We start from the raw sequence: 25,326 nt of genomic DNA, 5'->3' as shown, positions 1-25,326 counted from the left end.
GTTTCTCCCCTTTCTTTGAACTACGATTGTGTTCTTTACTACTTAACTACGGTAATGTCCGCTGTCGCCGTTCCTGTCTGCCCCAGCTCATTCGTTAAGGTAAAGGTTACGGTATACTTCCCCTCTTTATGAAAAGTAAAGCGGGCGTTATTCACCGTATGGCCTTCTGGATTCGCACCACCTGAAGCAAACCAGTTGGAGATCAATACCGGAGAATGCTTGTTATAGGAAGACATCAATTCCACTCCCTCCCCAGCATGGACAGAAATATGGGACGGAGTCAGGGATACAACGAGCGTAGGCGGCGAAATAGGTAACCGTTTTTCTGGCCTTCGAAGATTTCCAGCCTTCAGAATACCGATACCCGCTGGTCGATAAGGTGTCGCTGCTCGCTTGGTCAATGGTGATATGCCCTCTGTCAGATAATAAGAATACGTCTGATGCTTAGGACCCTCTCCATCGGTGCAGTATTCATCAACGGCCTCCAGCTCATCCCCGTTCATTATAGTTAGGGGCGACAGTAAAATAACATTTCGTAGTGTTCCGTGCGTACCATCTTCCGGATGGATTAATAAAGCTCTCGAAGAATGTACCTTCTCCGTGTATCGAGATGGATTAAACTGATAATGATAGGCATTGCTCATATCGCTATTGTTCCAGGCTCGGATGTGCTTGGCTCCAGTTGTGTCCTCCCGCAAGGGAGGCATCCTGTTCGACGGAACAGTCCAGGCAAAATAGTAGGATTGATAACGCGCACCATACTTTGTTCTCTTGACCATGACAGAATCAATACCGTTACTCGGATGAGCAGGATATTCTTTTAACATCGGCATAAGCACTTCCTGATGACGTTTGGGATCGGCATCATCATAGTCAAACCGGGCCGATTGACTGAGCGCACTCTCTAAGCTTAGACCGTCTTTTGCAAATGCAGTTCCTGCGAATAGAACGGCTGTAGCACCCGCGTTTTCTGTATAGATTTGAAGCTCCACCCAGACTCTTGCGGAAACAGGACTAAAACCATTAACTCCGGAAGAAGCGAACACTTCCAAATCCAATGAATTTTTACCATCAATTCCGTATAGAGAAAACTCTCCAAGATACTCTGCCTGATCTCTGGACTGGACGGGGGTGTGGGCTTCCGTGGTTCGTAGCTTTACAAGCTCCTGACCTGCAATACGTAGAGAAATATAGTTTGATTCCGCAGCCACCTCTCCTGATAACCATACCTTCATCGTCGACCCGATATGAACCATTGGACTATCCGAGAAAAAGGTTGCTTTGCGAGATTCCTCACCGCCATTCAATTCAAAAACGCAACTCTCGTTCATTATCGAATGGGTATTGCCCTTGATATCAAAATCGCCCATATAAATCGGAATCGAAGGTACTGCATTACGCTCCCAGGCAGGTGCTGTATCTGCCAGCAAAACCAGCATGGCAGACTTTCCATCCACGTAGCCTCTAAGCTGGACCTTGCTGTCCTGCCACCAGTTCGTAAATTTCACATTCATGGAGGCTACCTGTTCATAGCGATCCAGTTGCGGAATACGTGTCCGCGAAGCGACGTAAGGAGATTGGTAAAATTGAGGGAATTGATGCGTGATCATCAACTGAAGCGCCTGGGTCTCATCGTGCAGCCCCCACATAGAAGATTGAATCTCCACATCCAAAGCGAGCCTTTTAAAATCAGCAGGTTGTTCCCAGCCTACAATCATTCTGCTCGTATTCACGAACTTTTCCAATTGATAAAAATACATCGTATGACGCTCATACAGATTGTCCTCTTCGATCTTCTGGACAGCCCAAGAGAATATACCGTCAGATTGCGGCTCCAGCTGTGTTCCCCAGCCGGCATGGTTCCTGCGAATAGCAAACGGGATTTTTGAGCCTGTATTGTGCAGCTTTTCCTTCACACTTCCCAGCATAGCCATGCCAAAAAGATGCCCCGATACATTTCGCAAAATATAATGCTTGGCTACAACAAATTCAAACTCCTCTGAGCCGTTCAGGTCGCTATAATAAACAACCACCTCTCCTGAAACCTCTGGCGCAAAGCTAATACGTTGTCCGTCATCCTTTTTCTCTTCTGCTGAATAATAGGAAGAAGGCATAAGCTCGCCATCCAAATACACAAAGTAGTTACCCTTATGCGCAAGCTTGGGAATATCTACATAGGAATTGACGAGTGGAAGAGAGAAGCGCTGAATCGTGGGTTTGGACAGTCGGCTCGAATAGACGACCTTATGAAATTCATCCACAATATCCCATCCATTTTGAGAGCACAGGGTAACGATTTGGCTCAATAGCTGATCCTCGTTAACGAGCATTTCCAGCCAAGGACTATCATCTGGCATGATGTTTCACCTCCTTTCTATTGAAGCATTTGATAATTCACCCATATATCCTTGTTCCTGCCGCCTTCATTAAAAAACTCAAAACGAAATTCAGTCCCTGTCGGACAAGGAATAACGGCTGTAAAATACATCCCTTCAGGCAGATCCTTCGTGAAGATACGTTGGCATACCAGCTTATCCCCCACATACAGGTTCCAATAATCGCTGGACTCATAAAAGGATGCTCCCACAGCTACCGCAAGCAGCTCGCAATCATGACTGACTTTCATTGTGCTTTCTACCTTGCCAATTCCTCTGGATTCAATCCGATTGCCCACAATGTACGGTTGGGTCTTCGTTGGCATAAAAGGCGGGTCCAAACGCCCACCTACCATATAGCTTGCAAAATTAGCACCACTGGACAACGACTACACCGCCCTTACATAATCAAGAGTCAAATTTTTGAACAAGCCATGTTCACGAATAATGCTTCCCCGTATAGCGTTTAACAATGGAATGTCAGCCTCTTCCTCCATTTCTGCATTCAGGGTTGTGGAGGCTTCAAATTCAATAAAAAATCCGGTCACTTGCAACAGATCATCCCGGTACAGCGTTAGCCGTTCCAGCAAGCCATTATCATAGGTGTATAGCACTGACGTTACCAATGCAGGATATTGAAGCATTTCACGGGCTACATCGATGGTAATGACATTGGGCTCCTCCTGAGCCTTTTTTTCCAACAAGTCGTCCGTCTGACCCGCATGTATCCTTTCCTTACGTACTTCACGTCGAATCAGATCAATAATCGGAAATACCTCGTTAGAGTTCGTAAAATTCTGGTTCTCCAAAGTTTACACCTCACCTTCCCCTTCAATATAAGAAAAAGGAAACGACAATTAACGCAGGCTGCGTAATGCCATTTCCTTGGATTGTATTTATAGATCATAGCGTCAAATCAGGATGTTGCAGGAAGAGCGGACCAGGTTAGCTCCAGATAGTTGACCATACCGCATTCATCACCGACCAGCCGGTTGCCCTTGATCAGATAATATCCTGCATTACAGGTATGGTTGTCATACACATAACACCCATCCAAAAGCTCTATGAGCGGGTTGCCGCGAATGACAATGTTTTTGGTGCGGGCTTGTCTTTTCATATCAAAAAATACTTTATTCGCTATCTGCTGCTTGAGATCACGCATGGATGCTCCACCCTGTTCTTCAATCCATGGTAGCTGTAATCCAGCGGTTCTCATATTCCCTTTGGTGGCCACAATCAGGCTTTTATCCAGAAAATGCTCTGTTAACCCCGCAGAACCAGAAATCATCAGATGGTTGCGAACACGCGAGTAGTCGGTAGAAGACGTCATTTCAAGCAAATGATCCTCTGTAAATTCCCATTTGGAGCGCGCTACCTGGTCCCAATCCGGGGTATCCAGAAAATTCATTCGTTTCAGTGTAAACGTTCCGTAACGATCGCATCTGACATCATAAGGCAAATCCTGTATGAGTGATTGCATAGCATCTGATGCCCTTGTCCCAGCCTTGAAGGATACCGTTGCTACGAAAGGAGTTTTCCAGCCTTCGGTTGTCTTCATACATTTTTGATCCTTGGGAATCGTCTGGAGTTCCCCTGTCTCGGGATCAAATCTCATGTAGGCGTGCTTGTCCTTCTTCACATCCACATATACCGTTTCGTCTATATCCAAATTGGGGTATTGGCAGTCTTCACCGTGTACACGCCACGAATCCAGCCCGGCTGCAACTGCAATATCCTTTACAATACTGGATTTCATCCAGGCAAAGGCGCCACCGTCCCCAGCATACGCTTCCTCCGGAGGGTAGATCATATCCTTATAAAATATAAATTCCTCCAGCATGTCATAACGGTCTACACAATGAAACGTAAGCGTTCTTCTCTGGGCATCCTCCTCAATTTCACCCTTGATCATGCCTGTAAATACACGTACCAGCTCATCGCCATAACCTGCATAAATACGGATGGGAGTTCCTTCACTAATCAGATGTCGTCGCTCACCCTCCTCCCAATAGGTAAATTCGTTAGGAGGCTGCTTCCTTCCATCCGAAAATGCAGCGTACCGTTCCAAGGATGGGGAGTAGATCCCTTTGGCATTATTTAAAGTTACGGTGGCTGAAGTCGACGACATGTCCATGTGAGAATGAACCTCCCAGTTCATCACGTCCCGTTCCAGTGAAGCGGTATTCTCATACTGAAACCCGCCGACGTCATACCATTTTTCTTTATACGTATCTGCGATATGAGTGGCAAACTGCTCAATAGCGTAATCATGAAAAGCATATTTAACCTCTGCAATATACAGACTACCGCTGGATACGGAAAATCGAAGTCTGTTCGTCGTATCATCTTCGGATACGCCGCGTACACGGGTATTTTCCCATTGTTCGATACCGCCCGGAAGTATACTTTTAATATATACATCCATATCTGTTTCGTTATGGCAGGTTACAACATAGTCGGTGTACTCGCTCACATGCTTATGGCTATAGGAGCCGACATTCGTAGAAATTCCTTGATCTGTGACCTTGACCACAAAGGCTTTAGAGCCATTGGACACCATGATTTTCCCTTGTGTTCCCTGATCGGCCTTGATTCGGAATTGCATTGTAAATGGAAATTTCCTGATCTTCCCTGTCCGTTCAATACCAGCTTCTTCACGTGCAGTGGATATTTTCTGCTGATTGCCCATATCTGTCACCACTACCTGCTGGTCGGGAGTCCAATCATTCGTTGTGCTCATCGGGTCTTCGAACGTCCAGACTGTTTTGGCTGAGAGGGATTCCACGTCAAATTCTCTGGCTTTCAGAAAAGTGATCCCGAAATTGCCTCTCGACGCCTTGGAAGGATTCGACATGGAAAATTCAATTTTGTGGTGTCCACCAGGCACCGGAATAGAGGGAGGGTAAGCCAATCCGTTTTTAGCATTTACCCCTTCAATGGTGGCAACTACATGGTCGTCCACCTTTACCTCTACTCTGTCCTGGATATCCATATCCGAAACATAGGCCCAGCTTAAACACCCCGGCTTGAACCAGTCATGCACAAACGTGAATTTCTTCACCTGACCTGCCCCGTCTGTTCGTTGAAAACCTAAAACATTACGGACCTGATTAGGCGTTTCATTGGTGAAAAATTGAGTGGCACCCACGATATCCACAAATTTCAAATGGTCCAGACTCGTTTTATGGGCCGTAAAATTCTTGCTATACGATACCTTTTCTGTCGTCCGGTTGATCTGGTAGGATGGAACGGATTGATCTACTTCCGAATTTGCACTGCGAGTTCTTCCGTCCCCCCACTGCTTGATTTTCACAATGACAGGTTTTCGCCCAAATTGAAGGCATTGCTCCGCATTTTCCATTAAAATCTCAATACGCTTGCCCTTCGTGGAGCCAGCCGTATCATCAGCCACATATTCGCCCCAATTTTTCCCTTCTACCAGCAGTTCAACCTTACTTCCCAAAGGGATGACAGAAGGATCGACAGCGATAATTTTGTAATCCTCCCACTGCCGTACATCTGTTCCGCCTCTGGTAATACCCTCAGAGTTTGCGGGATTCACATAATAAGCCCATGCTTCCATACTATATTCCGTGTAGGATTCGACGACGCTAGCTTCCACCGTTGGAGTAGATATACTTTTATTCTGAACAGCCGTATCCAGCAATCGAATGGGCAATTGTATGGATTTTTCCCCGCGCAGGAAAGCTTCGGGATTCAAATCCTCGCCATCCTTGCGAACCTCAAAATGAAGATGTGCTCCATCCCCACCCCCACTGCTACTCTTGTGACCCGAGTTCCAGCCTGTAGCAATCGGGTCTCCAGCCTTCACACAATCTCCAGCCTTGACCCTCATGGCATTGGGTTTCAAATGAGCATACCGGGACGTCCAGCCATTGCCGTGATCGATATATACCGCGTGACCATAACCCTTTACGGCACCTGCGGCAGTAATTCTTCCATCCCATACGGCATGGATGGTGTCGCCCTTGTTACAATCCAGGTCCAATCCCTTGTGGAGAGGACGCTTGGGATTCATTGACCAGTGGCGACTTATGACCAGCATGCCCTGGATGTGATTGGAATCGGTAACATGTTCACGCATTTTTGAGCTTGAAAGAATAGGCATGGACATAGGCAAATTGGCGAGACGGGCTATCTCGCTAACCTTTGTCGCTTCCTTTTCACTTGATAGCTGGGTCATACCATCAATGGACAAAAATTCTTTAACGGCTGTATCTTTTACATATTGAACGACGGCTTGGTTTGGCCGCAAGCCACGGACATAGGACATTTTGTCCAGCTCTACAATGACGCGTGGCTGATGACCCCGAGCCTGTCCGTGCTTATTCATGGATTCAAAAGTCATTTTTCATCACCTATCTGAATTTTTCTAGGGCCCATTCTATGAATCGGTTTAAAAATACGACGGCTTCTGCACGTGTAATACATTTTTCCGGCTCCAGCATATTGTTTTCATAGAGCGGAAATACGTAGCTTCCATCCAGGAACTGCTCGCTCACCAAGTCCATAACGTCCTGTTCATACCATTGGCCTGAGAAAGAGCTTCGGTCCAGCAGGGTTCTCGGTGGATACGTACTGCTCTCCAATCCACGATCGGTATATCTGTTATAGATATCCACCCGTATCTGTTGCAGAAGCACAAGAAACTGTGCTCGTTTCATATGAACATTCGGAAAGAAACGATCATGATAACGAGGGTGGTCAGTGTTGACAACGACGGTCTCCTGTTTAAATTGCACACTTCCGGCTTCTCGATAGTTATATCCGACAGTCACGGGAAATCCGTTATAATTGAAGGGGAGATACACAATTCCTCGGTGGATCGCAAATACATCCTGTCTGAAGCCGAATGCTTTCTTAATCACTTCCTTTGGTTCTTCTTCCGATTGGATTTTCACAGACAACCGCTTGAGCTTGGTTCCCAGAACTGTGACCGTCTCCGGCTGATATTTCGTTTGGGTCTGATCATCAGCCGCCATGGGCAAGGTCGCAGAAGGAAGGGAAATCGCACTTTCATCCGTCTCAACATAAGGCCTATGAACACAGCCATCCTCCTGATAAGCGGGTCTGCCATAAGCGATACATACCACCTCAAGTCCACTGGATAAAGGATGGGACATCGTTATTTTTTCGTTTTCCACTCTTTCAGGCTGTACCTGAACTCCAGCGACGAAAACAAAAACCGGGTTTTCAATATGCATTTGATAGTCGGGAATGGCAAATTCCTGCTGACCATCGAACGTTACAAAGCGCTTGATTATGCGTTCATGTCCTGGTTCAAAAGTGTCGTAGGGCATCCCCTCGATAAAGCTGTGCTCGTTGCGGGCATCGAGACCCAAACGTGCCATATCTAACATATCTCTATAAAACCAATCCAGTGGATCTATATCAATCCAACGTTTCATCTCAATACCCCCTTAGAATCCGGTCCACATACCTGTAGGACCTCATCAAAAAGGTGATTCCCTCTGCCCGGGTACAGCCCTCGTCCGGTCTAAAATAAGGGCTGACCTCGCCTTCATCTGCTGTGGCGGCAACCATACCACGCTGATCCATTTCCTCAATATAGCTGGATGCCCAATGGCCCTTGAGGTCGATGAATTGACTTTTGCAGCGGTATTCATCACCTTGTTTGCGAATAAGTGACATTTGGACTTGGATGATATATTTAGTCTCCAGCTCTGCCGTTTGAATATCCGGTCTACCTGTCACAATCCCCAGATAAATCGTGCCTTTTTCATCATAGTATTTGTGCTCTGAGCCTATAAAAGACAGCCAGTCCGCGTATTCCTTTTTACTGTAGAATAGCAGCGTTAGGCTCGCTGTATAATGTGAGGTTCCACGGTTGACCAAGCCTGCTGAGTAGGAAAACGTCTCATGAACATGAGATTTCAGATGGGGAGCCGGTGGCTTGTATTCGCTGATTAGTTTGGCCTTAACCTCGACAAAACGAATTCCGTTATCGTAAAATAGTCGCTTTTTGTAGATCACATCTTCTGATTTATGGGAACTTTGCTGAGTCAAAATGTATACCTCCTGTCATTAAAAATGATGTTTGCTCCGGTGCGACAGAGTAAGGATTAATATGACGTACTGCTACGATAAGCAGTGGTCGGATTCATAAGAAGCTGATCCCGTAAGCTTCCGGCTCTACCGTTTTTAAGACCTCTTCCCAGTCCGTTACCGATCGCTTCCAGTTGGGTCGGACTTACGTCATTCGTGACCTTAGGCAATGTCATATGGACGATGACGTCACCGGAGTTGATCGTGTACGATGGATGCATGTTTGCACGTGTCAGATATTCATTTCTGGTTAGCTCCGTTACGCCTTCTGGCATATGAAATGTACGCTGATGACGGAGTACACCTTGCAAGTCCTGAGTTTGGTGCTTGCGCATACAGATATACTCCATAGAGCCTGTTCGTATATCTGCTATTTCAGCGTTTAGCATCTTCCTGCTTTGATCCCTCTGCACCTTTCTCATATATTCATTCATGGGGAAGGTCGGCGGCTTCGTTTTACCATTCATATCATGTTGCAGACTTTGACTCTCATCTGCGGATAGCTGATCTGGTTTTTGCTGGTTTACTTCGGACCTTGTCCTACAATTTAATATGGTGCTTAATGTGTGCTTGTGTTCCTCCAAACACCCGAAGCGTAAAACCAGCCCCTGCTTCTCTACATTAGAAGATTGCCTTAGTGTCTGAATAAATGCCTGTAGCTCCACAAGCACATCAACCTCTATATTGCCCATACATTCACCGCCTTTTATAAAATGAAACTCCCGCTCCTCCTTACGGAGCAGAGCAGGAGTGTTGTTCATCCAAGCATATTAGCCAGAAATACCATATCTTCTTCGTCCGCTATTTTATAGCCGCTCATATATGCGCCGTCTTCCCTGACTTCTTCACGGCCTGTATGGCGGGTATCCGAACGATCCATTTGATCTGTCCCACTCCATAGCCCACCGGCAGACATGGAGGATACTTTAATGGTAAATTCGATATGGTCATGACACTGCTCCAGATAGTAGCCCAACTGAGGGAGCGTAAGATCCCAAACCTGATGCTTGTCCAGGTGACAATAATGGGCCAGCTTAAAAAAAAGATTCGCCCAATCAATGGGAGCTTGCCGGTCATACTCCAGTTCCTCATCCTCAGTGGCTACATGGACTTTTTTATTCCATTCAGACCAATCATGGCATCAATAATTTGCTTGGCCGTTTCCAGATCAACATACTCTTCCAGGTGCTCGGGAGTCATCCAGCTATAGTAAGGTTTAAAGCCCATCATCAGCACATCCAACAGCTCATGATAACGATCCGCACCTTCCGGGTCATCTGGAATCAGATTTGCAATAATAATGCCGGAATCAATAGCGTTCAGCTTTTTAATCAGCTTACGCGCATCCTTTAACCCAAGCGGAGGCAAATAATACGTTTTACCATCACGGAGACGCACCTTTTCATCTTCTTCAAAGAAAGCTTTTTCTTTGATCTGTGCTTCCTCTTCTGTCAAAACCTTCTTTGTACTTTCTACCACCGTATCTGACTTGGAAGGCTCATTTTTAGATGGAACGGTGAACTCTCTTTCATTCATTCCGAAAACACATCCTTACATATCAGTTGTTAGCAGATGTTGTTGCAATCTCATAACGCTTGATCGTGCCGAGCTTGTGATCAAAGCGTTCCGGGTCAATGACCGTCAAGGTTACACTATGCGTAGACGCCTGCTGGCGCTGAGCATCAATGGTGAAATTGGATTTCACACGACATTGATACAATTCCGTTTGGTATCCTTGCACAGAACCGTCCTTTTGCTCAAAACGGCCATCATGAACCAGGTGAACCGTCAACGGTAAATCCCTGCTCGAAATATCCAGAACATCCACCACTTCATTGCGTTTGTAGTTTACATAAATGGCTACATCCTTCAACGCTGCATTGAAAATCAGCTTTTCCCCTTCAACAAGGTATTGCTCCTCGTTAGGGGCTCCGGTGAGCGAACGTTTGAGAAGCTTGTTTCCATTTAGCGTACGCACTGAAATTTCAGGCGTGGTATGCAGCGAGGTACCAAAGACAAGCTCTGCCTCACACTTCCCGTTTACTTCCTGAATAACGTGCTTCTCTTCCAGCTCCCACACAAATCCATCATCATCCTGCTGAATTCCACTCAAAGCGACAGGATAGACAACCACTACTTTTTTCCCGGCCAACGCTGCATCGAACACCACCTTATTACCTGTCACGGTAACTTCTGTGGTTACATCTGTGCCTGTAATTACATCCTCGTAAGCCTTCATAGCAGGACTTGTCGCTGCGGCTTCTGTGAGCAGCACCTGGTATGGGGATTCCCCTGGAACCGTCACGGTTTCCGTTGTCAGTCGGTAAGACGCTCCGCTAACACCTTCACGAAGCTTGGAACCGAGGACGAGACGGACCAGATTTAAGTCAAATTTGGCATCTTGAGCTGTAATATCAATCGTTTTTTTACGAAGCAATGCATCCAAGGGCACACTGGAATCTCCACCCTCGATATCCTGCATATCCAGTTGGATGTCCAAAAGCATGTTGTTCAGTGTTCCAATCGTGATGAGTTCATCACTATTCGGAATTTTAGCCATAAACTTGCCCGCACCTTTAATCAACATTTTTTTGTTTTTCGTTATTCCCATTCTTAAAAACCTCCAGTTTATTATTCCATTCCAACGATTATGGCGATTTGAATCCGTGACATCTTGACCTTGGAGCAAACCACCTTCCTGACGATATCAATATAAGTGAAGCATTGGATGTTTTAACTGTAGCGACGTACTTGATCTCTTCATCGTCCTTGTTTCTTCATACAGGGTCTACACCCCTCAATAGACGACCTCGGAATATGCTGCTGCCGATTAGACTGTTCAACCTCATGTGGATAAACAAGGCTCCTGGACTGATTTATTATTTTACCTGTGAGTTCATTAATACAATGCAGGCATAGCAAGGGTTCTCCTACCATTTTCTCTGCCATAAAATTTTCTCTAGCCCTTTGTGTCACATAACGAATTTTACACCGGATACATGGGGTAAACTGCATCATTCCTGTAGCCTCCTTTATAGTACAAGGTTTGTTTTTTTCCTTACATAGTCTCCAATCTTACATTTCATCTGACGATCTCTATACTTCAATATAAGCAACTGCAAGCTTCATTGAACAATTACATTAGTTATACAAAAAAAGGAGGAGCAACCCCAAGCCAAATTACGGCTTGAGCATCTGCCCCTCCTCTTCTGCAAAGTGGAAGTTGCGTGCGATGTACAATATCGGTGTACCCGCCGCAGTTAGTACAAATTTTAAAATATAGGTGGTGAACAGTAGCTCCAGCCATATTCCCCATTCATAGCCGTAAAAGGCGATGCTGCAAAAAATGAGCGTATCCATAAACGAGCTAATCATCGTACTGCCATTGCCGCGAATCCAGAGTTGGTGACGTTCCGGGAAAAACTTGCGAATCCATGAGTATAGACGAACGTCCAGCAATTGGCTAATCGCATAGGCCGTCAGGCTGGCAAGTGCAAGTCTTGGTAATAGTCCGAATAATTGCTGCATGGGCGCCTGGGCAAAATCGGTTGCATTAGGCTGAAACACCAGCGCCATCTGCATCGTTAGCGTCGTCATGATTAAGGTAAAAAATCCGAACCACACCGCTTTACGCGCCTCTTTAGGCCCGTATTTCTCATTCAGTAAATCGCTGGCCATATACATAGAGACATACATTGTATTTCCCAATGTCGTCGTAATGCCGAGCAAATCAATGGTTTTGGTGACCTGAATGTTGGCAAGTACGGTAGCCACACCAATCCAGGCGTACAGCCCTTTTTTACCGAACAAACGATAACATAACAAAAAGAACATAAAATTGACGAGGACAAAGACTGCCCCCCATAGCAAATTAAACATGAAAGCCTCCTAGTTTTGATAGCGCGGGATGGTTGCGAACCGCGGTTCATCCGGAGTAAGCCGGAAAAACATTATTTTAATGTATCACAGATCAGGATTTGTGAACAGCTATAATTACATTACGATGAAACCAAACAAAGAGCCGGCCTAATGGCCGACTCTGAGCATTAATATGCACGCAGATACTTCTCCCTCTAAAACCTGCCCCTAGACTACGTGGAGAGTTTCTATCATCCCAATCAGGAGCGTGCCGCCGCATCCAAATCCATGCCGTGGTCGTTGAACACGTCCTGATCATTCTCCTTGAGCACCTTGCCTGAAATGAGTCCTGCTGTAATGGAATCATTGACATTCAGTGCTGTGCGTCCCATATCAATCAGTGGCTCAACCGAAATAAGCAAGCCTGCCAAGGCTACGGGCAAGTTCATGGTCGACAGCACGATCAGAGAAGCGAAGGTGGCACCACCACCTACACCTGCTACGCCGAAGGAGCTGACCGTAACCACCAGAATGAGCGTGAGGATAAAATCCCAGCTCGTCGGATTTATGCCCACGGTTGGCGCAATCATGACCGCCAGCATGGCTGGATATATACCTGCACAGCCGTTTTGTCCAATGGTCGCTCCCAAGGTGGCAGACAGATTCGCGATGCCGTCCGATACACCCAGCTTTTTCGTTTGCGTTTCAACATTCAGCGGAATCGTAGCCGCACTGGAACGGGATGTAAAGGCAAAAACCAGCGTAGGCAATACTTTTTTCACATACGTTACCGGGTTATAGCCGAACAGAGCCAGCAAAATAAGATGAATGACGAACATGACCAACAGGGCCACATAAGAAGCCAGCACAAACTTGATCAGCTTCAAGATTTCATCCGGATTCGTCGTGGCTACAACTTTAGTAATCAGCGCCAAAATACCGTAAGGCGTCAATCTCAGCACCAGCGTCACAATCCGCATCACTACAGCGTACACGGCATCAATTACTTTACGGAAGGTTTGCGCCTGCTCTGGCTTTTTACGATCCAGTCCAAGCACGGCCACTCCGATAAAAGCCGAGAAAATCACTACTGCCAGCGTCGAAGTCCGACGAGCTCCCGTCATATCCTCAAAAGGATTGGATGGAATAAATTCCAGCACCTGCTGTGGAATCGTCATATCCTGAACTGTTCCAAGACGCTCCTCCATCTTCAAGCCCTGTGCTTGTTCCTTTTCCCCACTTTGAATCTCAATCGCTTTAAGATCGAACGACAAGCTGGTCACAATACTGACTGAAGCGGCAATAGCCGTTGTAATCAGCAGTACAGCAATGATGGACACGCTTATTTTGCCAAGGTTCTGCCTTCCCTTCAAATTCATAATGGCTGAAATAATCGACACCATGATGAGCGGGATAACTACCATTTGCAGCAAACGAACATAACCATTGCCTGCGAGGTTGAACCAATCGACTGATTTCGTAATGACCTCTGAGCCCGCACCATAGGCGTATTGAAGAATAGCCCCGTAAATCAGCCCGAAGCCCAGTCCGGCAAATACCCTTTTTGTAAAGGAAATGTGCTTTTTCTGCATCCAGACCAACACGCCGAGCAGTGCAAGCAGCACAAGCACATTTAAAATAATAAACAAGGTATCCATATATTATCTCCTCCAAATAGATGATATTTTATAAAATGACCCTGTAATCCGTTCATTACTATATCACAATACCAACTATTTTTGTAGGTTTTGTTTTAATAAATGGGTTGAAGCCCGCTTAGCTTTGGGGGATTACATTGAAAACGCAAAAAGGCAAGTCTTCCTGTTTCGAAGACTTGCCTTTGGTTAGAATCCAACGATTGATGTTAGATTATACGTAAAATCTTTTGTTGTCGTTAGACGATTACTGTATAAAAAAGCTCCTGTTCCTTAACCACTTTATGCTCATTTCCAGCAGGCTCCAGCTCACTAAACTGAGCTACGTTTGTAACAATAACAGGTGTAATCGTTTCGTAACCAGCCTTGCGAATTTCCGCCAGATCAAACTCCAGCAAGAGGTCGCCTACCTTTACTCGATCCCCTGCTTTCACATGAGGGGTAAAATAGAGGCCTTTCAGCTTAACCGTATCCATCCCAACGTGTATGAGCATTTCAAGCCCGGCATCACTCACCAAACCTACGGCATGTCCACTTTTGGAAATGGAGAATACTGTACCTACAACTGGAGAAACAACTCGACCTTCAGATGGTTCAATAGCCCATCCTCTACCCATGATTTCCTGAGAAAAAGCAGGGTCATTGACTTCACTGAGCGGCTTAACCTCACCCATAATCGGGCTGTATACCGGGATTTTCTCACCTTTTGGCAGTGAGGCCACAGCAGATTGACCTACTTCCCCAGAAGAGGTATCTCCGCCAGCTACTGCAGATGCTTGTGGTACTCCTTCTTCCTTCACATCTTCAAAGCCCATGAAATAGGTAATCACTGTAGCAGCCACAAAAGCAATCACGAGACCAAGGATTGCGTACAAGAAAGTCGGTCCAATAAACATCGCCAGACCAGGCAAACCAACCAGTCCACCCATGACATACGCTTTTGTGCCAAACAAGCTCATGAAGCCCCCGCCGATGGCTCCCCCGATCAGCGCTGCCGTAAATGGTTTTTTAAAACGCATGTTTACACCATACATTGCAGGCTCGGTTACACCCATAATAGCTGTCAAGCTCGTGGAGAAAGCCACTGTTTTGACTTTGTCATTTTTGGATTTTAAGAATACACCCAGTGCAGCACCAGCCTGAGCCAGATTGGCTGCTCCCATAATCGGAATCATATAGTCAAAGCCCAACGTTGCAATAGAACCGATCATGATCGGAACCAACGCGTAGTGCATACCTGTCATGATGATCAGGGAGAAAGTACCGCCAAGCAGCAAACCTGCAAGGGCACCTGTATTTTCAAACAACCAAGAGATACCGCCAGACAAGCCATTACCAATAATCGAGCCCAACGGCCCTACAGCAATCAACGTCAAAGGTACAATAATCAACAGAGTCAGTGTCGGAACAACAAGCAGCTTCAGTGATGCATGCGTATACTTATCAATAAATTTTTCAACATAGGACGCCACCCAGATCGCAATAACGATTGGAATAACAGTCGAAGAATAAGTGGCCGCCGTCACCGGAAGACCGATAAAGCTGACCTTCACATTGGATGCCAGCAATGCCGTAATCGTCGGATGCAAAATAGAGGCACCTATCGCAGCCGCGATAAACATGTTACTTCCCAGTTTTCTAGCAGCACTCACAGCCAGAATAATCGGCAGGAAGTAGAATGCTCCGTCACCTATGGCCGCTAAAATCGTATAGGTTTGGCTCTTATCGGACATCCAGTTCATTGCCACTAATAGAGCAATGATCCCTTTGATCATACCTGCACCGGTGATCGCCGGCAAAATAGGTGTAAACATACCAGCTATAAAGTCAAACAGACTGCTAATCGGGTTTTGTTTTTTCTTGGATGCATTGCTTGCGCCTGTTTCACTTTGTGGTACCTTGGACATGTTGCTCACCAACGATTTGTACACGTTAGCTACATCATTACCGATAATAACCTGAAACTGACCACCACTCTCCATCACTCCCATAACGCCATCCGTTTTTTGCAGCTGCTCCTTCTGAGCCTTCTTATCATCATGAAGATTGAAGCGCAGACGAGTCATGCAGTGAACTACCTGCTCAACATTCTCTTCACCACCGACCAGTGTAAGTATCTCTTTGGATAATTGATTTCGATCCATGAGGGTTTCCTCTTTTCTTTTAAGGTATAAAATGCGTAAATTGGCAGTAAAAAAACCTGAATACAGAAAGCAGACAGCTTTATAAAAAGCCAATCTTCTTTCAGCATTCAGGTTTTGCCTTCTGGTTTGGAAGTAGCAATCCTAAATCCCTGATCATCCATGAAATCATTGATTTTTAATGATACGCTCGATATGAATGGTGAGATATAGCATCTCATCCTGGGACAAGCTCCGACCATAGATTTTAGTGGTATAATCTCTTATTTTTTCAGCACAGGCGTAGGCATTCTTGTACTGCACCTTAACCATATCATGAAGGGAATTATCTGCATTTTGTACAGGAGTCCCATTCATTACCCGTTGAGCAAAAAATTTGAGATGTGTAATAAAGCGGTAGTAGCTTAACGACTCTTCATCCAGCTCCATTACAAAAAAGCGGCTTACAATGTTCATGATATCCTTGACGATATTAGTCAGGGCTATCGTTTCGCGCATTTCGCTGTTGAGCTGAGCATTCACCAGATGCAGAGCAATGAAGGCTCCTTCATCATCCGGAAGCGTAACTCCCAGCTTGTCCTGAATCATGTGCAGTGCCTTGGTCCCAATCGAAAACTCCTTGCGGTACATTCGTTTGATTTCCCAGAAAAGGGCGTTTTTTATATCCATCCCCAAACGATAACGCTCTATGGCAAAATGGATATGATCCGTCAGCGAAATATAGATGCTGTCATGCAATTCCACACCGAGTATCGTTTTGGCATATTGAATAATCTCATCAGAAATTTCAACATATTCAATAGGGATATCAGACATCAGGGTCATCAGTTTGCGGGAAACCTCGGTGCTTTCAAGCTTAAAGATTTTCTCGATATGCCCTTCATCAATCTCATCGCCTGCGCTTTTTTTAAAAGCAATGCCTCTTCCCATAATGACTAATTCTTTCTGCTGCTCATCAATGACCGTTACGACATTGTTATTCAGCACCTTTGCTATCTTCATTCCATCACCTTAGGCCGCTTGGAGTAGTAAAAAAAGGCAATACCAAAACTGACACTTAGTGCCTGCTTATGGTTTTGCCTGATATGTTCAGTAACAACCCACGAATGTGCAGTTTTGAATAACTGCCATCATAATATCATATAAGAACTGAGCTGACAAGTTTTTTGTAAACACTTTCATAAGGCCCTTAGGCGAGGGGAGTACCAAATCACTGATGTTATTCGCACGACAGTGCTGCCGCGTATCCGCTTTTGAAGTTAGAAAACATGTTTGCCCAATGTGTGGAATGACACATCCTGCGACGGTTTAATTGAAGTCTCCTAGCTGTTTGCACTCTTTTCCACAACCAAGTCCGAAGCTGTGCTAATGCCAGATGCAGTTGCTCCTTTGGAGTGTTCCTCTTGTTCATCCGCAAAGCCCATAAAATACGTAATTACACCAGCCGTCACAAACGAAATTACTATTCCCAAAACGGCGTACACAAGAGTGGAATCAGTATACAACGGTAAAGTCATTAGTCCGAATAAGCCTGACAAAGCTGTGAGCGCTGTTTCAAAAAAACACATAAACGCACCACCAATAGCCCCGCCGATCAATGCGGCAAAAAACGGCTTTTTGAAACGTACATTCACACCATACATGGCCGGTTCAAGGATTCCCAGCAAAGCCAGAAAGCCTGTAGAGGCGGCCAGCACCTTGACTTTGGCATTTTTGGATTTAATACATACGCCGAACGCCGCCCCCGCTTGAGCCATAACTGCCGCCACTATGACAGGAGCAATATAATCATATCCCATCGCAGCAATGGATTCCAACATATCGTTTATCATCATATATTGCATGCCCGTAAATTGAAGCAGAGGTAACGTGCCTCCAAACAGCAAACCTGCAACAACTTCCCCATTGAAAAAAAACATTGAAGAAAACTCTTCTGACAACGTATGAGCAAGTTTAGTCCATAGAGGACCGAAAACAAACAGCAATAACGGCATGATAATCATGAGCGTCAACGTGGGGACAATAATCAGCTTTATGGCATAGCGACTAAATTTGCCTAACCCTTGCTCAATCTTCGCTGCAAGCCAAACAGCAATCAGGATTAGTATAAAGGAAGAAATATACCTCGGCTCCGCCACTGGTAAACTGGTCGAGCTGATCTCTTTAGCGGACTTCAGCATTTCTGTAAGGCCGGGAAAAAATGAGCAGCCTCCGATGACCGCTGCAATGAATATATTGCTGCCAAGCTTTTTGGCTGCACTTACAGCTACCAAAATGGGTAAAAGATAAAATACTAATCCGCCAATGTACATTACAATTGTAAAAATTTTAAAATTAGAATGAAGATCCAGATACAACAAGACAGAAGCAATCACCTGAATGATTCCCGCCCCGATCAGTGCCGGCAGGATGGGAGTAAACACACCGGAAATAAAATCAAACAGGCGACTTATTGGATTCCTTGCTGTTCCAGCTCTTCTGGTGCTGGAAGAAAGCTCCTGTTGGTCTTCTCCTCCTACCTGCAAACTCGTTTCTTTGGAAAGTAAATCCTGATTCATAAAAGCCTTTTCCCCTTTTTTATGTATATTGAAGGCCACATTCGTACTTATATATAACTGCTTACAGGAAGTACATGGAAAGCGACATTCCTTATACTACTTTCATTCCTTCTTTTTTACAATAGTCTTAAAAGAAGGAATGAGATATTCATTGTCATGCTCTGATGATTTTACATCAAGCTTACATCTAATAGCCTACGACCATAGTTACATTTTTTTGTTTGTTTTTGGGCAAATATGACTATTCAACCGCCTGTTAATTATGTAAAATAGGTCTAACCTACTTTTTAGTAATTCATGAATTGCTTCCCTTTCTTGTTCTTGCCCCTTGAATACAACTGAAATATACATAGAATCCGAACGTTTTCAGTTTTTTCTTCAAGCAGAAAAGGAAAATAAGTAGATCATAACGTGTTATCATGTGAGAGGAGATTTTTCATGCAGCGTTTTAATCGTTCCATTGGCGCAAAATTACGGATTATGATTTTATTGATTCTGCTCTTTGCGTCCATTCTGTTCAGTGTCAGTTTTTATGCAGTTTCCATGAGTATCATTAATAACAGCGTCATGCCTCAGGTGGATCAAATGCTGGAAACCGGGGCCAAGAGTGTGTATCAGGATCTTAATATTTCTTTGGCAGTTCAGGCACAGCAAGGAAATGGTTCGGATTCCGGGTCTGGTATGCAGATGGAATCTTATCTTCAGGATAAGGTCAACACACTTAAGCTTGAATCGGCATATATCGCAGTGGTGAAAGACGATAAGGCCGAAGTTGTCGCACGAAATGAAAAATCGGTATATAAGGTTAAGGATGTACTTGTTCCTGTGGAGGATATCAAAAAAGCAAAACAAGGCGAGATGAATGTTAGCGATATTTACAGCGATTCATACGGAATACACAAAACCGCCTTCTTTGCCATAGCGGGTAGTAATCTGGTCTTGGGTGTGAACGAGGATGTGGGGTTTGTGCAGGATAAATCCCAACAAATTTTATGGATTTGCATAGGTATTACAATTGCAACACTCCTGCTGGGAGGAATTATTTCTACGCTTATCATACGCAAGGTTGTAGAGCCAATTGCTGAACTGGTTCGTCATAGTGAAAAAATTGCTCAAGGTGACCTGTCACAGGAACCGAAGGTTATCGGTAACAACGAAATTGCGCAGCTTGCCCGTAGCTTCCAATCCATGTCCCATAATCTGAAAGAAATGATCGGTCATGTGCTTTCCACATCCAATGCAGTTGTAAAAGGCTCGGACGAGCTGCTTCGCCGAACTGAAGCCATGGGTGTAAAAGTACAGGACTCCACCGTTGCTGCAGAGGAAGTGGCAAAGGGCAGTACCAGCATAGCTTCCGCTTCTGCGGAAAATGCACAGGCTATGGAGGAAATCGCTCAAGGTGTTCAGCATATCGCCTCCTCTGCCAATGATGTATCCGATCAGATCAGTGAAGCGACTGAAGAAACAGTGAACGGTAATACGCTCGCTCAAAATGCTGTTGCCCAAATGTCGCAGGTAGGACTGGCTGCCGATGAGTCGCTTCGATACATCCATAGTATGAATGAGCGCTCCGAAGCCATTGGTAGCATTGTTTCAGCTATTTTTGATATTACGAAGCAGATCCAAATGTTGTCCCTGAATGCCTCCATTGAGGCTGCCCGTGCGGGTGAGCATGGACGCGGCTTCGCCGTTGTAGCCGGAGAAGTTCGGAAGCTCGCCGAGCAGTCGAAAGAAGCGACACAGCAAATTTCCGATTACCTGGTAACCATTCAGGAAGTATCGCAACAGTCCGTTGACTCTGTGACCCGGGTCAGCCGTGAAATTCATTCGGGAACGGAAATGGTGCAGCAAGCGAGTACAGCCTTTAATCAGCTAAGTCAGCTCATGCAGACGATCAACGCGACGATTCAGACGGTATCCGCAGCAACAGAGCAGGTATCCGCCAGCTCGGAGGAAGTATCGGCTTCCGTGGAAGAGACAGCTCTCATCGCTGCCAATGCCAAGCTTATGATTCAGGAAATCGGTTTAAATTCCGATGAGCAACTGAATGAAATGGAAGGCTACAGCGAGGTCGTACGCCAATTAAGCAAGCAAGCGACCGAACTGCAAACAGCCGTACAAAAATTCAAAATCAAGTAAGCTGAACTCCAATGAAAGAGGTATCTCGCGGCCACGAACACGGCTGTGGAGATACCTCTTTATTTTTTTTAAAGCGTGATGTTATACGATCATCTATAAAGGTTAAAAGTCCATCCCCATAATGCGGTAGATTCGGTCCATGTCCAAATGAGCCCGCACCACCTCTGCAACACGGTCAAACTCACGTTCCTTGGCTTCACGTACGGTAAAGGTGCTATCCAGCCCTGCCAAGCCCTTGGCTTGTCTCAATCCATCCAGCCAGGAACGGCGAAAACGATCATTATCAAACACACCATGCAAATAGGTACCCCATACTTTACCATCCGCTGTTCCCCAACCCTCCTCAAAGGTGGTTCCCTCGCCGCGACGGATATGGAATAAGGTGTGCATTGGGTTCATTCCCTCGGTGCCATCTGAAGGCGCGTGTAGTTCCGTAACACACTCCGTGACGCCCATATGTATTTCATAGCCTTCAATCATCGTCGTGGGAGCAGAATCCGAATCGGGTGCATTTAGCAACAATGGGCAGTGATCAGACAAGGTTCCCTGTACGCGTACCGTTTGCTTTTCCTTTAAAAAGGTCGTGGATAGAGCCAGCCAGCCCAACCCTTCTGCCTGCTGCGGCAACCCAGATTCGACCGCTTCGGGATCAAACAAGGCTGTGCCGAGCATCTGATAGCCTCCACAAATGCCAACCAACTGCGTGCGTCCCGCGTTCATAGCCTCCCGAATGTCCTGCTCCACACCTCTTGTCCGCAATTCAAGCAGATCGCCAATCGTGTCCTTCGTCCCCGGTAAAATAATAGCGTCAGGTACCCCCAGTTCTCCGGCCTCCGTGACATAACGTACACTCACATCCGGCTCTGCGGCCAAAGCATCCGTGTCTGTAAAATTGGAAATACGCGGATAACGAATGACCGCGATGTCCAGCGCTTTATCCTTTGCAGACAGCTTGGGCTTCTTGTCCAGCACCACAGAATCCTCTGCCTCAATGCGGATATCCGGTAGATAGGGCAGCACGCCGAGTACAGGAATACCGGTTCGTTCCTCCAGCCAGTCCAATCCCGGCTGAAGCAGGGACAGATCCCCTCTGAACTTGTTAATGACAAATCCACGGATACGCTGCACCTCATGCGGCTCCAGCAGCTCAATCGTTCCTACTAGGGAGGCGAAAACACCGCCCCGGTCGATATCCGAAATAAGCAGCACTGGAGCGTCCGCCCAACCTGCAAGATTCATATTTACAATATCGCGGTCCTTTAAATTAATTTCTGCCGGACTGCCTGCCCCTTCCATAAGCACAATATCATAGGTATCACGCAGCCGATTCAGCGCGTCCATGACCGTCTGTTTGGCTTGCGGCAAAAATTCCTTTCGATAATCGGAAGCACTCATATATGCATAAGGCACACCGTGAACAACAATTTGTGAATGCATATCCTTGACCGGCTTGATCAGAATCGGATTCATGTCGGTCGTCGCTTCAATACCGCAGGCTTCTGCCTGCACACCCTGAGCGCGTCCAATTTCTTTGCCGTCCTCGGTGACATAAGAATTTAGCGCCATATTTTGTGACTTGAACGGTGCGGGATGATAGCCATCCTGCGTAAATATACGGCACAGTGCAGTGGTCACCACGCTTTTGCCCACATCCGATGCTGTGCCCTGGAGCATAAGCACCGCTGCGGGATTCGTGCGGGACGGTTCGAAATTTGACAATTGCCTCTTCCCCTTTTACCAATTCATTTAAAAATCTGCCTACAGTCCGTGCAAAATTACAATAAATAGCAATAAAACGGTCTCCAGCAATTCGTTCAAGGCTCCGTAAATATCTCCTGTCAGTCCTCCCAAACGGCGGTTAATACGGTTTGCTGTGAAGCTTCCAACACCATTGGCCAGCAGCGGCAGCAGTAAAAAGCCTGTCCAAATGGCTAATTCGCCCGAATGGAAAAAAATGGACTCCCCATACGCTGTAAAAGATACATTGCCCAGGTCCATGCCGCCTGTTCCTGTGAACCATCCGGCAATGATACATTGCCCTGCTGCGGCACACACCGTAATGAGTACAGCCCAGAACACAGCCAAGCCGGCACGTCTGCTGCTCATATCGGCAAAACGCGATGCCAGTCCATCATCATTACGAGCTTTCGGCCAGCGTTTCATCGCGCTTACCATAAACCAGCGGCTCCAAACCAGCGGAAGCAGCAATAAGCCGGACAGATCCCGTTCAGCCAGCACCGTATACAGCAAAGAAGCCTTGAGCATAAGCAACAACACACAAGCAATGACGCCCATCGCTCCTACACGGCTATCCTTCATAATCTCCAGCATCCGTTCACGGGAACGGTAGCTGAACAAAGCATCAGCCGCATCCATCCATCCGTCCAGATGCAGCCCGCCCGTAAGCCACACCCAAACGGCAAGAGTAAGAACTGCACATGGCAACGGTGGCAATATCAGAGAGGCAAGCGCTGCAAAACACCATACGATGAGGCCAATGACCATCCCTACCAACGGATAATAGCTTGCACTACGTTTTAGCAGCTCTGGCGAAAAATCCAGCTCTGCCTTAACTGGAAGACGGGACAAAAATTGAAAAGCTGCCGCCATTGCCTGACGTTCGCCGCTCATAGCTTGTATTCCAACTGTTTTAATTCTACGGGAATGCCAGCCGTCACCAGAAATACCTCATCACAAAGGCGGGCGATCCGCTGATTCATCATCCCGCTTAAATCCCGATATAGCCGTCCAAGCGGATACTCGGGCACAATGCCATCACCGACCTCATTGGTAACGATGACAAGCGGCCCCGGATACTGCTCCACAGCTATCGCCAGTTCATCCATGGCAGCTCTGGACGCAGCATCGCCGTCCTTGCCTGCGGCCAGCAGCACGTTCGACAGCCAGAAAGTCAGGCAGTCGACCAGCACCATCGGCGCGGACGCTGGCTGCGGTGCTTGGCTGGCGTGCAGATCGACAGTGCCACTGCCGATCTGCTGTTCCGCAGCGGCAGACCTCGCCGCAGAATGCAAAACGCTGCGGCCTTCGCCTGTTGGCGATGCGTCGTCAGGCTGCGCCACTGAGAACGCAGCAGATGCCCCCGACGCGGAGGCTTCGTCGGCAGGCTTGTCGCCTTGCGCAGCCAGCCGTGGCTCTACGCCGCTGCCCAGGCGCCACAGCAGCTCCGGCAGCGCCTGCGCTTCCTCCAGCGTCTGCCAGTCGTACCCGGCAGACTCGCGCTGGAGCCGATGAAGGGCGATGCGCTCCTTCATCTCCACGTCATAGGCTTGCGCCGTTGCAATGTAGCAGGCGCGCGGGGCGCGCGACATGCACAATCGCTCGGCAAAGCCGCTTTTACCGCTGCGTGCGCCGCCGGTCACGAGCGCCTTCATCGCTGCGCGGCTCCCTGACCGTCCGATACGCCTGCATCGGCAAAGGTCGCCATTTCGCGCATAATGCGGCACGCCGCATCAATCAGGTGCAGGCTAAGTGCACCGCCTGTGCCCTCCCCGAGCCGCATGTCCAGATGAAGCATCGGCTCCAGCTTGAGCTCGCGGAGCACCGCCGCGTGCCCGCGCTCGTCCGAGGCGTGCGAGGCGAGCATATACGCTGCGCTTGCAGGCGCAAGTGTACGCGCAGCCAGCGCAGCAGCGCCCGAGATAAAGCCGTCCAGCACGACTGGACAGCGATGAGCGGCTGCGCCGAGGATGACGCCTGCCAAGGCGGCTATCTCCAGACCGCCGACCTTGGTCAGTACGTCGAGGGCGTCGTTCCCGTCTGGCTGGTTCACGTCCAATGCGCGGCAGACGACCGCTATTTTACGGGTCAGCCCAGCCGAATCCACACCTGTGCCCCGACCGACGATTATTTCCGGCTCCAGCCCAGTAAGAGCACACACGACCGCAGCACTGGCCGTTGTATTTCCAATGCCCAGCTCTCCGGTTACGAACAGTCGTGTGCCGCCTTTGACTGCTTCCGCCACGGCTTCAGCTCCAGCCAAAACCGCCTGCTCCGCTTCCGTACGCAGCATCGCCGGCCCCTTCGCCATGTTCGCGGTCCCCATACGCAACTTGCGGTCCACCAGATCCGCATGAGCGACATCTGCGTTCACACCCACGTCTACCACCTTGACATCTGCGCCTGCATGACGTGCCAACACGTTAATTGCCGCGCCACCGGACAGCATGTTATACAGCATTTGCTGTGTAACCTCTGCCGGGAAGGCGCTGACCCCCTCTTCACACACACCATGATCCGCAGCCATCACCATAACCGTTTTATGGTCAAACTCAGGCTTGTCCACCCCTGTAATGCTTGCCAGTTGTATAGCCAGACTTTCCAGCTTTCCCAGACTTCCCGGTGGCTTCGTTAATTGATCCAGATGCTCCGAGGCCGCCAAGGCTGCCGCCCCGTCCGGCTGTGCAATGCTGGCGATCAGCTGACGTAATTTTTCGTTCATGCCTTCCACTCCCTGCTCCGTATATATATTTAGCGATCTCATCGTAAATTCTGT

General features: G+C 47.2%; 20 protein-coding genes. 1 reads left to right on the top strand and 19 read right to left on the bottom strand.

The window, feature by feature from the left end; all coding sequences use genetic code 11:
- Positions 1–38 precede the first annotated feature (38 nt).
- The 15 genes from NST83_RS06835 to NST83_RS06765 form a co-directional block, all read right to left on the bottom strand.
- A complete protein-coding gene (locus NST83_RS06835; RefSeq protein ID WP_342417067.1) occupies positions 39–2,357 on the bottom strand; it encodes a PKD domain-containing protein in 2,319 nt (772 codons plus the stop codon).
- 17 nt (positions 2,358–2,374) lie between these two features.
- Complete coding sequence (locus NST83_RS06830) at positions 2,375–2,761, bottom strand: Low copy number virion structural protein (protein ID WP_137062102.1); 387 nt, start codon at positions 2,759–2,761, stop codon at positions 2,375–2,377.
- Between the two features lie 3 nt (positions 2,762–2,764).
- Positions 2,765–3,184, bottom strand: a complete 420-nt coding sequence (locus tag NST83_RS06825) for a hypothetical protein (protein ID WP_137062101.1) — start codon at positions 3,182–3,184, stop codon at positions 2,765–2,767.
- 107 nt (positions 3,185–3,291) lie between these two features.
- Complete coding sequence (locus NST83_RS06820) at positions 3,292–6,744, bottom strand: peptidoglycan DD-metalloendopeptidase family protein (protein WP_342417066.1); 3,453 nt, start codon at positions 6,742–6,744, stop codon at positions 3,292–3,294.
- Positions 6,745–6,754: 10 nt separating this feature from the next.
- Positions 6,755–7,804 (bottom strand): hypothetical protein, encoded by a 1,050-nt coding sequence (locus NST83_RS06815; RefSeq protein ID WP_342417065.1) that lies wholly within the window; start codon positions 7,802–7,804, stop codon positions 6,755–6,757.
- Position 7,805: 1 nt separating this feature from the next.
- Positions 7,806–8,423, bottom strand: coding sequence for an S-layer homology domain-containing protein (locus NST83_RS06810; protein WP_342417064.1), 618 nt, complete (start codon positions 8,421–8,423; stop codon positions 7,806–7,808).
- A gap of 56 nt (positions 8,424–8,479) precedes the next feature.
- A complete protein-coding gene (locus NST83_RS06805; protein ID WP_342417063.1) occupies positions 8,480–9,154 on the bottom strand; it encodes a hypothetical protein in 675 nt (224 codons plus the stop codon).
- A 65-nt stretch (positions 9,155–9,219) separates the two neighbouring features.
- Positions 9,220–9,438, bottom strand: a complete 219-nt coding sequence (locus tag NST83_RS06800) for a hypothetical protein (RefSeq protein ID WP_342417062.1) — start codon at positions 9,436–9,438, stop codon at positions 9,220–9,222.
- A 125-nt stretch (positions 9,439–9,563) separates the two neighbouring features.
- Positions 9,564–9,998: a DNA polymerase III subunit gamma/tau gene (locus NST83_RS06795; protein ID WP_137062096.1), complete on the bottom strand. Its 435-nt coding sequence runs from the start codon at positions 9,996–9,998 to the stop codon at positions 9,564–9,566.
- Positions 9,999–10,020: 22 nt separating this feature from the next.
- On the bottom strand, positions 10,021–11,073 hold the full coding sequence (locus NST83_RS06790; RefSeq protein ID WP_342417061.1) for a hypothetical protein: 1,053 nt from the start codon (positions 11,071–11,073) through the stop codon (positions 10,021–10,023).
- Between the two features lie 569 nt (positions 11,074–11,642).
- Entirely contained in the window at positions 11,643–12,341 is a 699-nt protein-coding gene (locus NST83_RS06785; RefSeq protein ID WP_342417060.1) for a queuosine precursor transporter, read from the bottom strand.
- Between the two features lie 239 nt (positions 12,342–12,580).
- Complete coding sequence (locus tag NST83_RS06780) at positions 12,581–13,978, bottom strand: L-cystine transporter (RefSeq protein ID WP_342417059.1); 1,398 nt, start codon at positions 13,976–13,978, stop codon at positions 12,581–12,583.
- 236 nt (positions 13,979–14,214) lie between these two features.
- Positions 14,215–16,119 (bottom strand): beta-glucoside-specific PTS transporter subunit IIABC, encoded by a 1,905-nt coding sequence (locus NST83_RS06775; RefSeq protein WP_342417058.1) that lies wholly within the window; start codon positions 16,117–16,119, stop codon positions 14,215–14,217.
- Between the two features lie 165 nt (positions 16,120–16,284).
- Entirely contained in the window at positions 16,285–17,118 is an 834-nt protein-coding gene (locus NST83_RS06770; protein ID WP_044644666.1) for a PRD domain-containing protein, read from the bottom strand.
- Between the two features lie 320 nt (positions 17,119–17,438).
- Positions 17,439–18,674 (bottom strand): PTS transporter subunit EIIC, encoded by a 1,236-nt coding sequence (locus tag NST83_RS06765; RefSeq protein ID WP_342417057.1) that lies wholly within the window; start codon positions 18,672–18,674, stop codon positions 17,439–17,441.
- A 438-nt stretch (positions 18,675–19,112) separates the two neighbouring features.
- On the opposite strand from NST83_RS06765, the gene NST83_RS06760 reads away from it, so the two are divergent.
- Positions 19,113–20,813, top strand: a complete 1,701-nt coding sequence (locus NST83_RS06760) for a methyl-accepting chemotaxis protein (protein WP_342417056.1) — start codon at positions 19,113–19,115, stop codon at positions 20,811–20,813.
- 102 nt (positions 20,814–20,915) lie between these two features.
- Here the strand turns inward: NST83_RS06760 and NST83_RS06755 are convergent, their stop codons facing one another.
- Genes NST83_RS06755 through cobT form a run of 4 tightly spaced genes read right to left on the bottom strand, consistent with a single transcriptional unit; the run spans position 20,916 to position 25,272 of the window.
- Positions 20,916–22,532, bottom strand: a complete 1,617-nt coding sequence (locus NST83_RS06755) for a cobyric acid synthase (RefSeq protein ID WP_342417055.1) — start codon at positions 22,530–22,532, stop codon at positions 20,916–20,918.
- 39 nt (positions 22,533–22,571) lie between these two features.
- Positions 22,572–23,444, bottom strand: a complete 873-nt coding sequence (gene cobS / locus NST83_RS06750) for an adenosylcobinamide-GDP ribazoletransferase (RefSeq protein ID WP_342417054.1) — start codon at positions 23,442–23,444, stop codon at positions 22,572–22,574.
- Positions 23,441–24,205 carry a bifunctional adenosylcobinamide kinase/adenosylcobinamide-phosphate guanylyltransferase gene (locus tag NST83_RS06745; protein WP_342417053.1) on the bottom strand — a complete coding sequence of 255 codons (765 nt, stop codon included), beginning with the start codon at positions 24,203–24,205 and terminating at the stop codon, positions 23,441–23,443. The genes cobS and NST83_RS06745 overlap by 4 nt, the downstream gene beginning before the upstream one ends.
- Positions 24,202–25,272, bottom strand: a complete 1,071-nt coding sequence (gene cobT / locus NST83_RS06740) for a nicotinate-nucleotide--dimethylbenzimidazole phosphoribosyltransferase (protein ID WP_342417052.1) — start codon at positions 25,270–25,272, stop codon at positions 24,202–24,204. The genes NST83_RS06745 and cobT overlap by 4 nt, the downstream gene beginning before the upstream one ends.
- Positions 25,273–25,326: the final 54 nt, after the last annotated feature.

Source organism: Paenibacillus sp. FSL R10-2782, assembly GCF_038592985.1.
GTDB lineage: Bacteria > Bacillota > Bacilli > Paenibacillales > Paenibacillaceae > Paenibacillus > Paenibacillus terrae_C.
The sequence above is the reverse complement of the archived record's forward strand: the minus strand, read 5'-3'. Positions and strand labels throughout refer to the sequence as shown.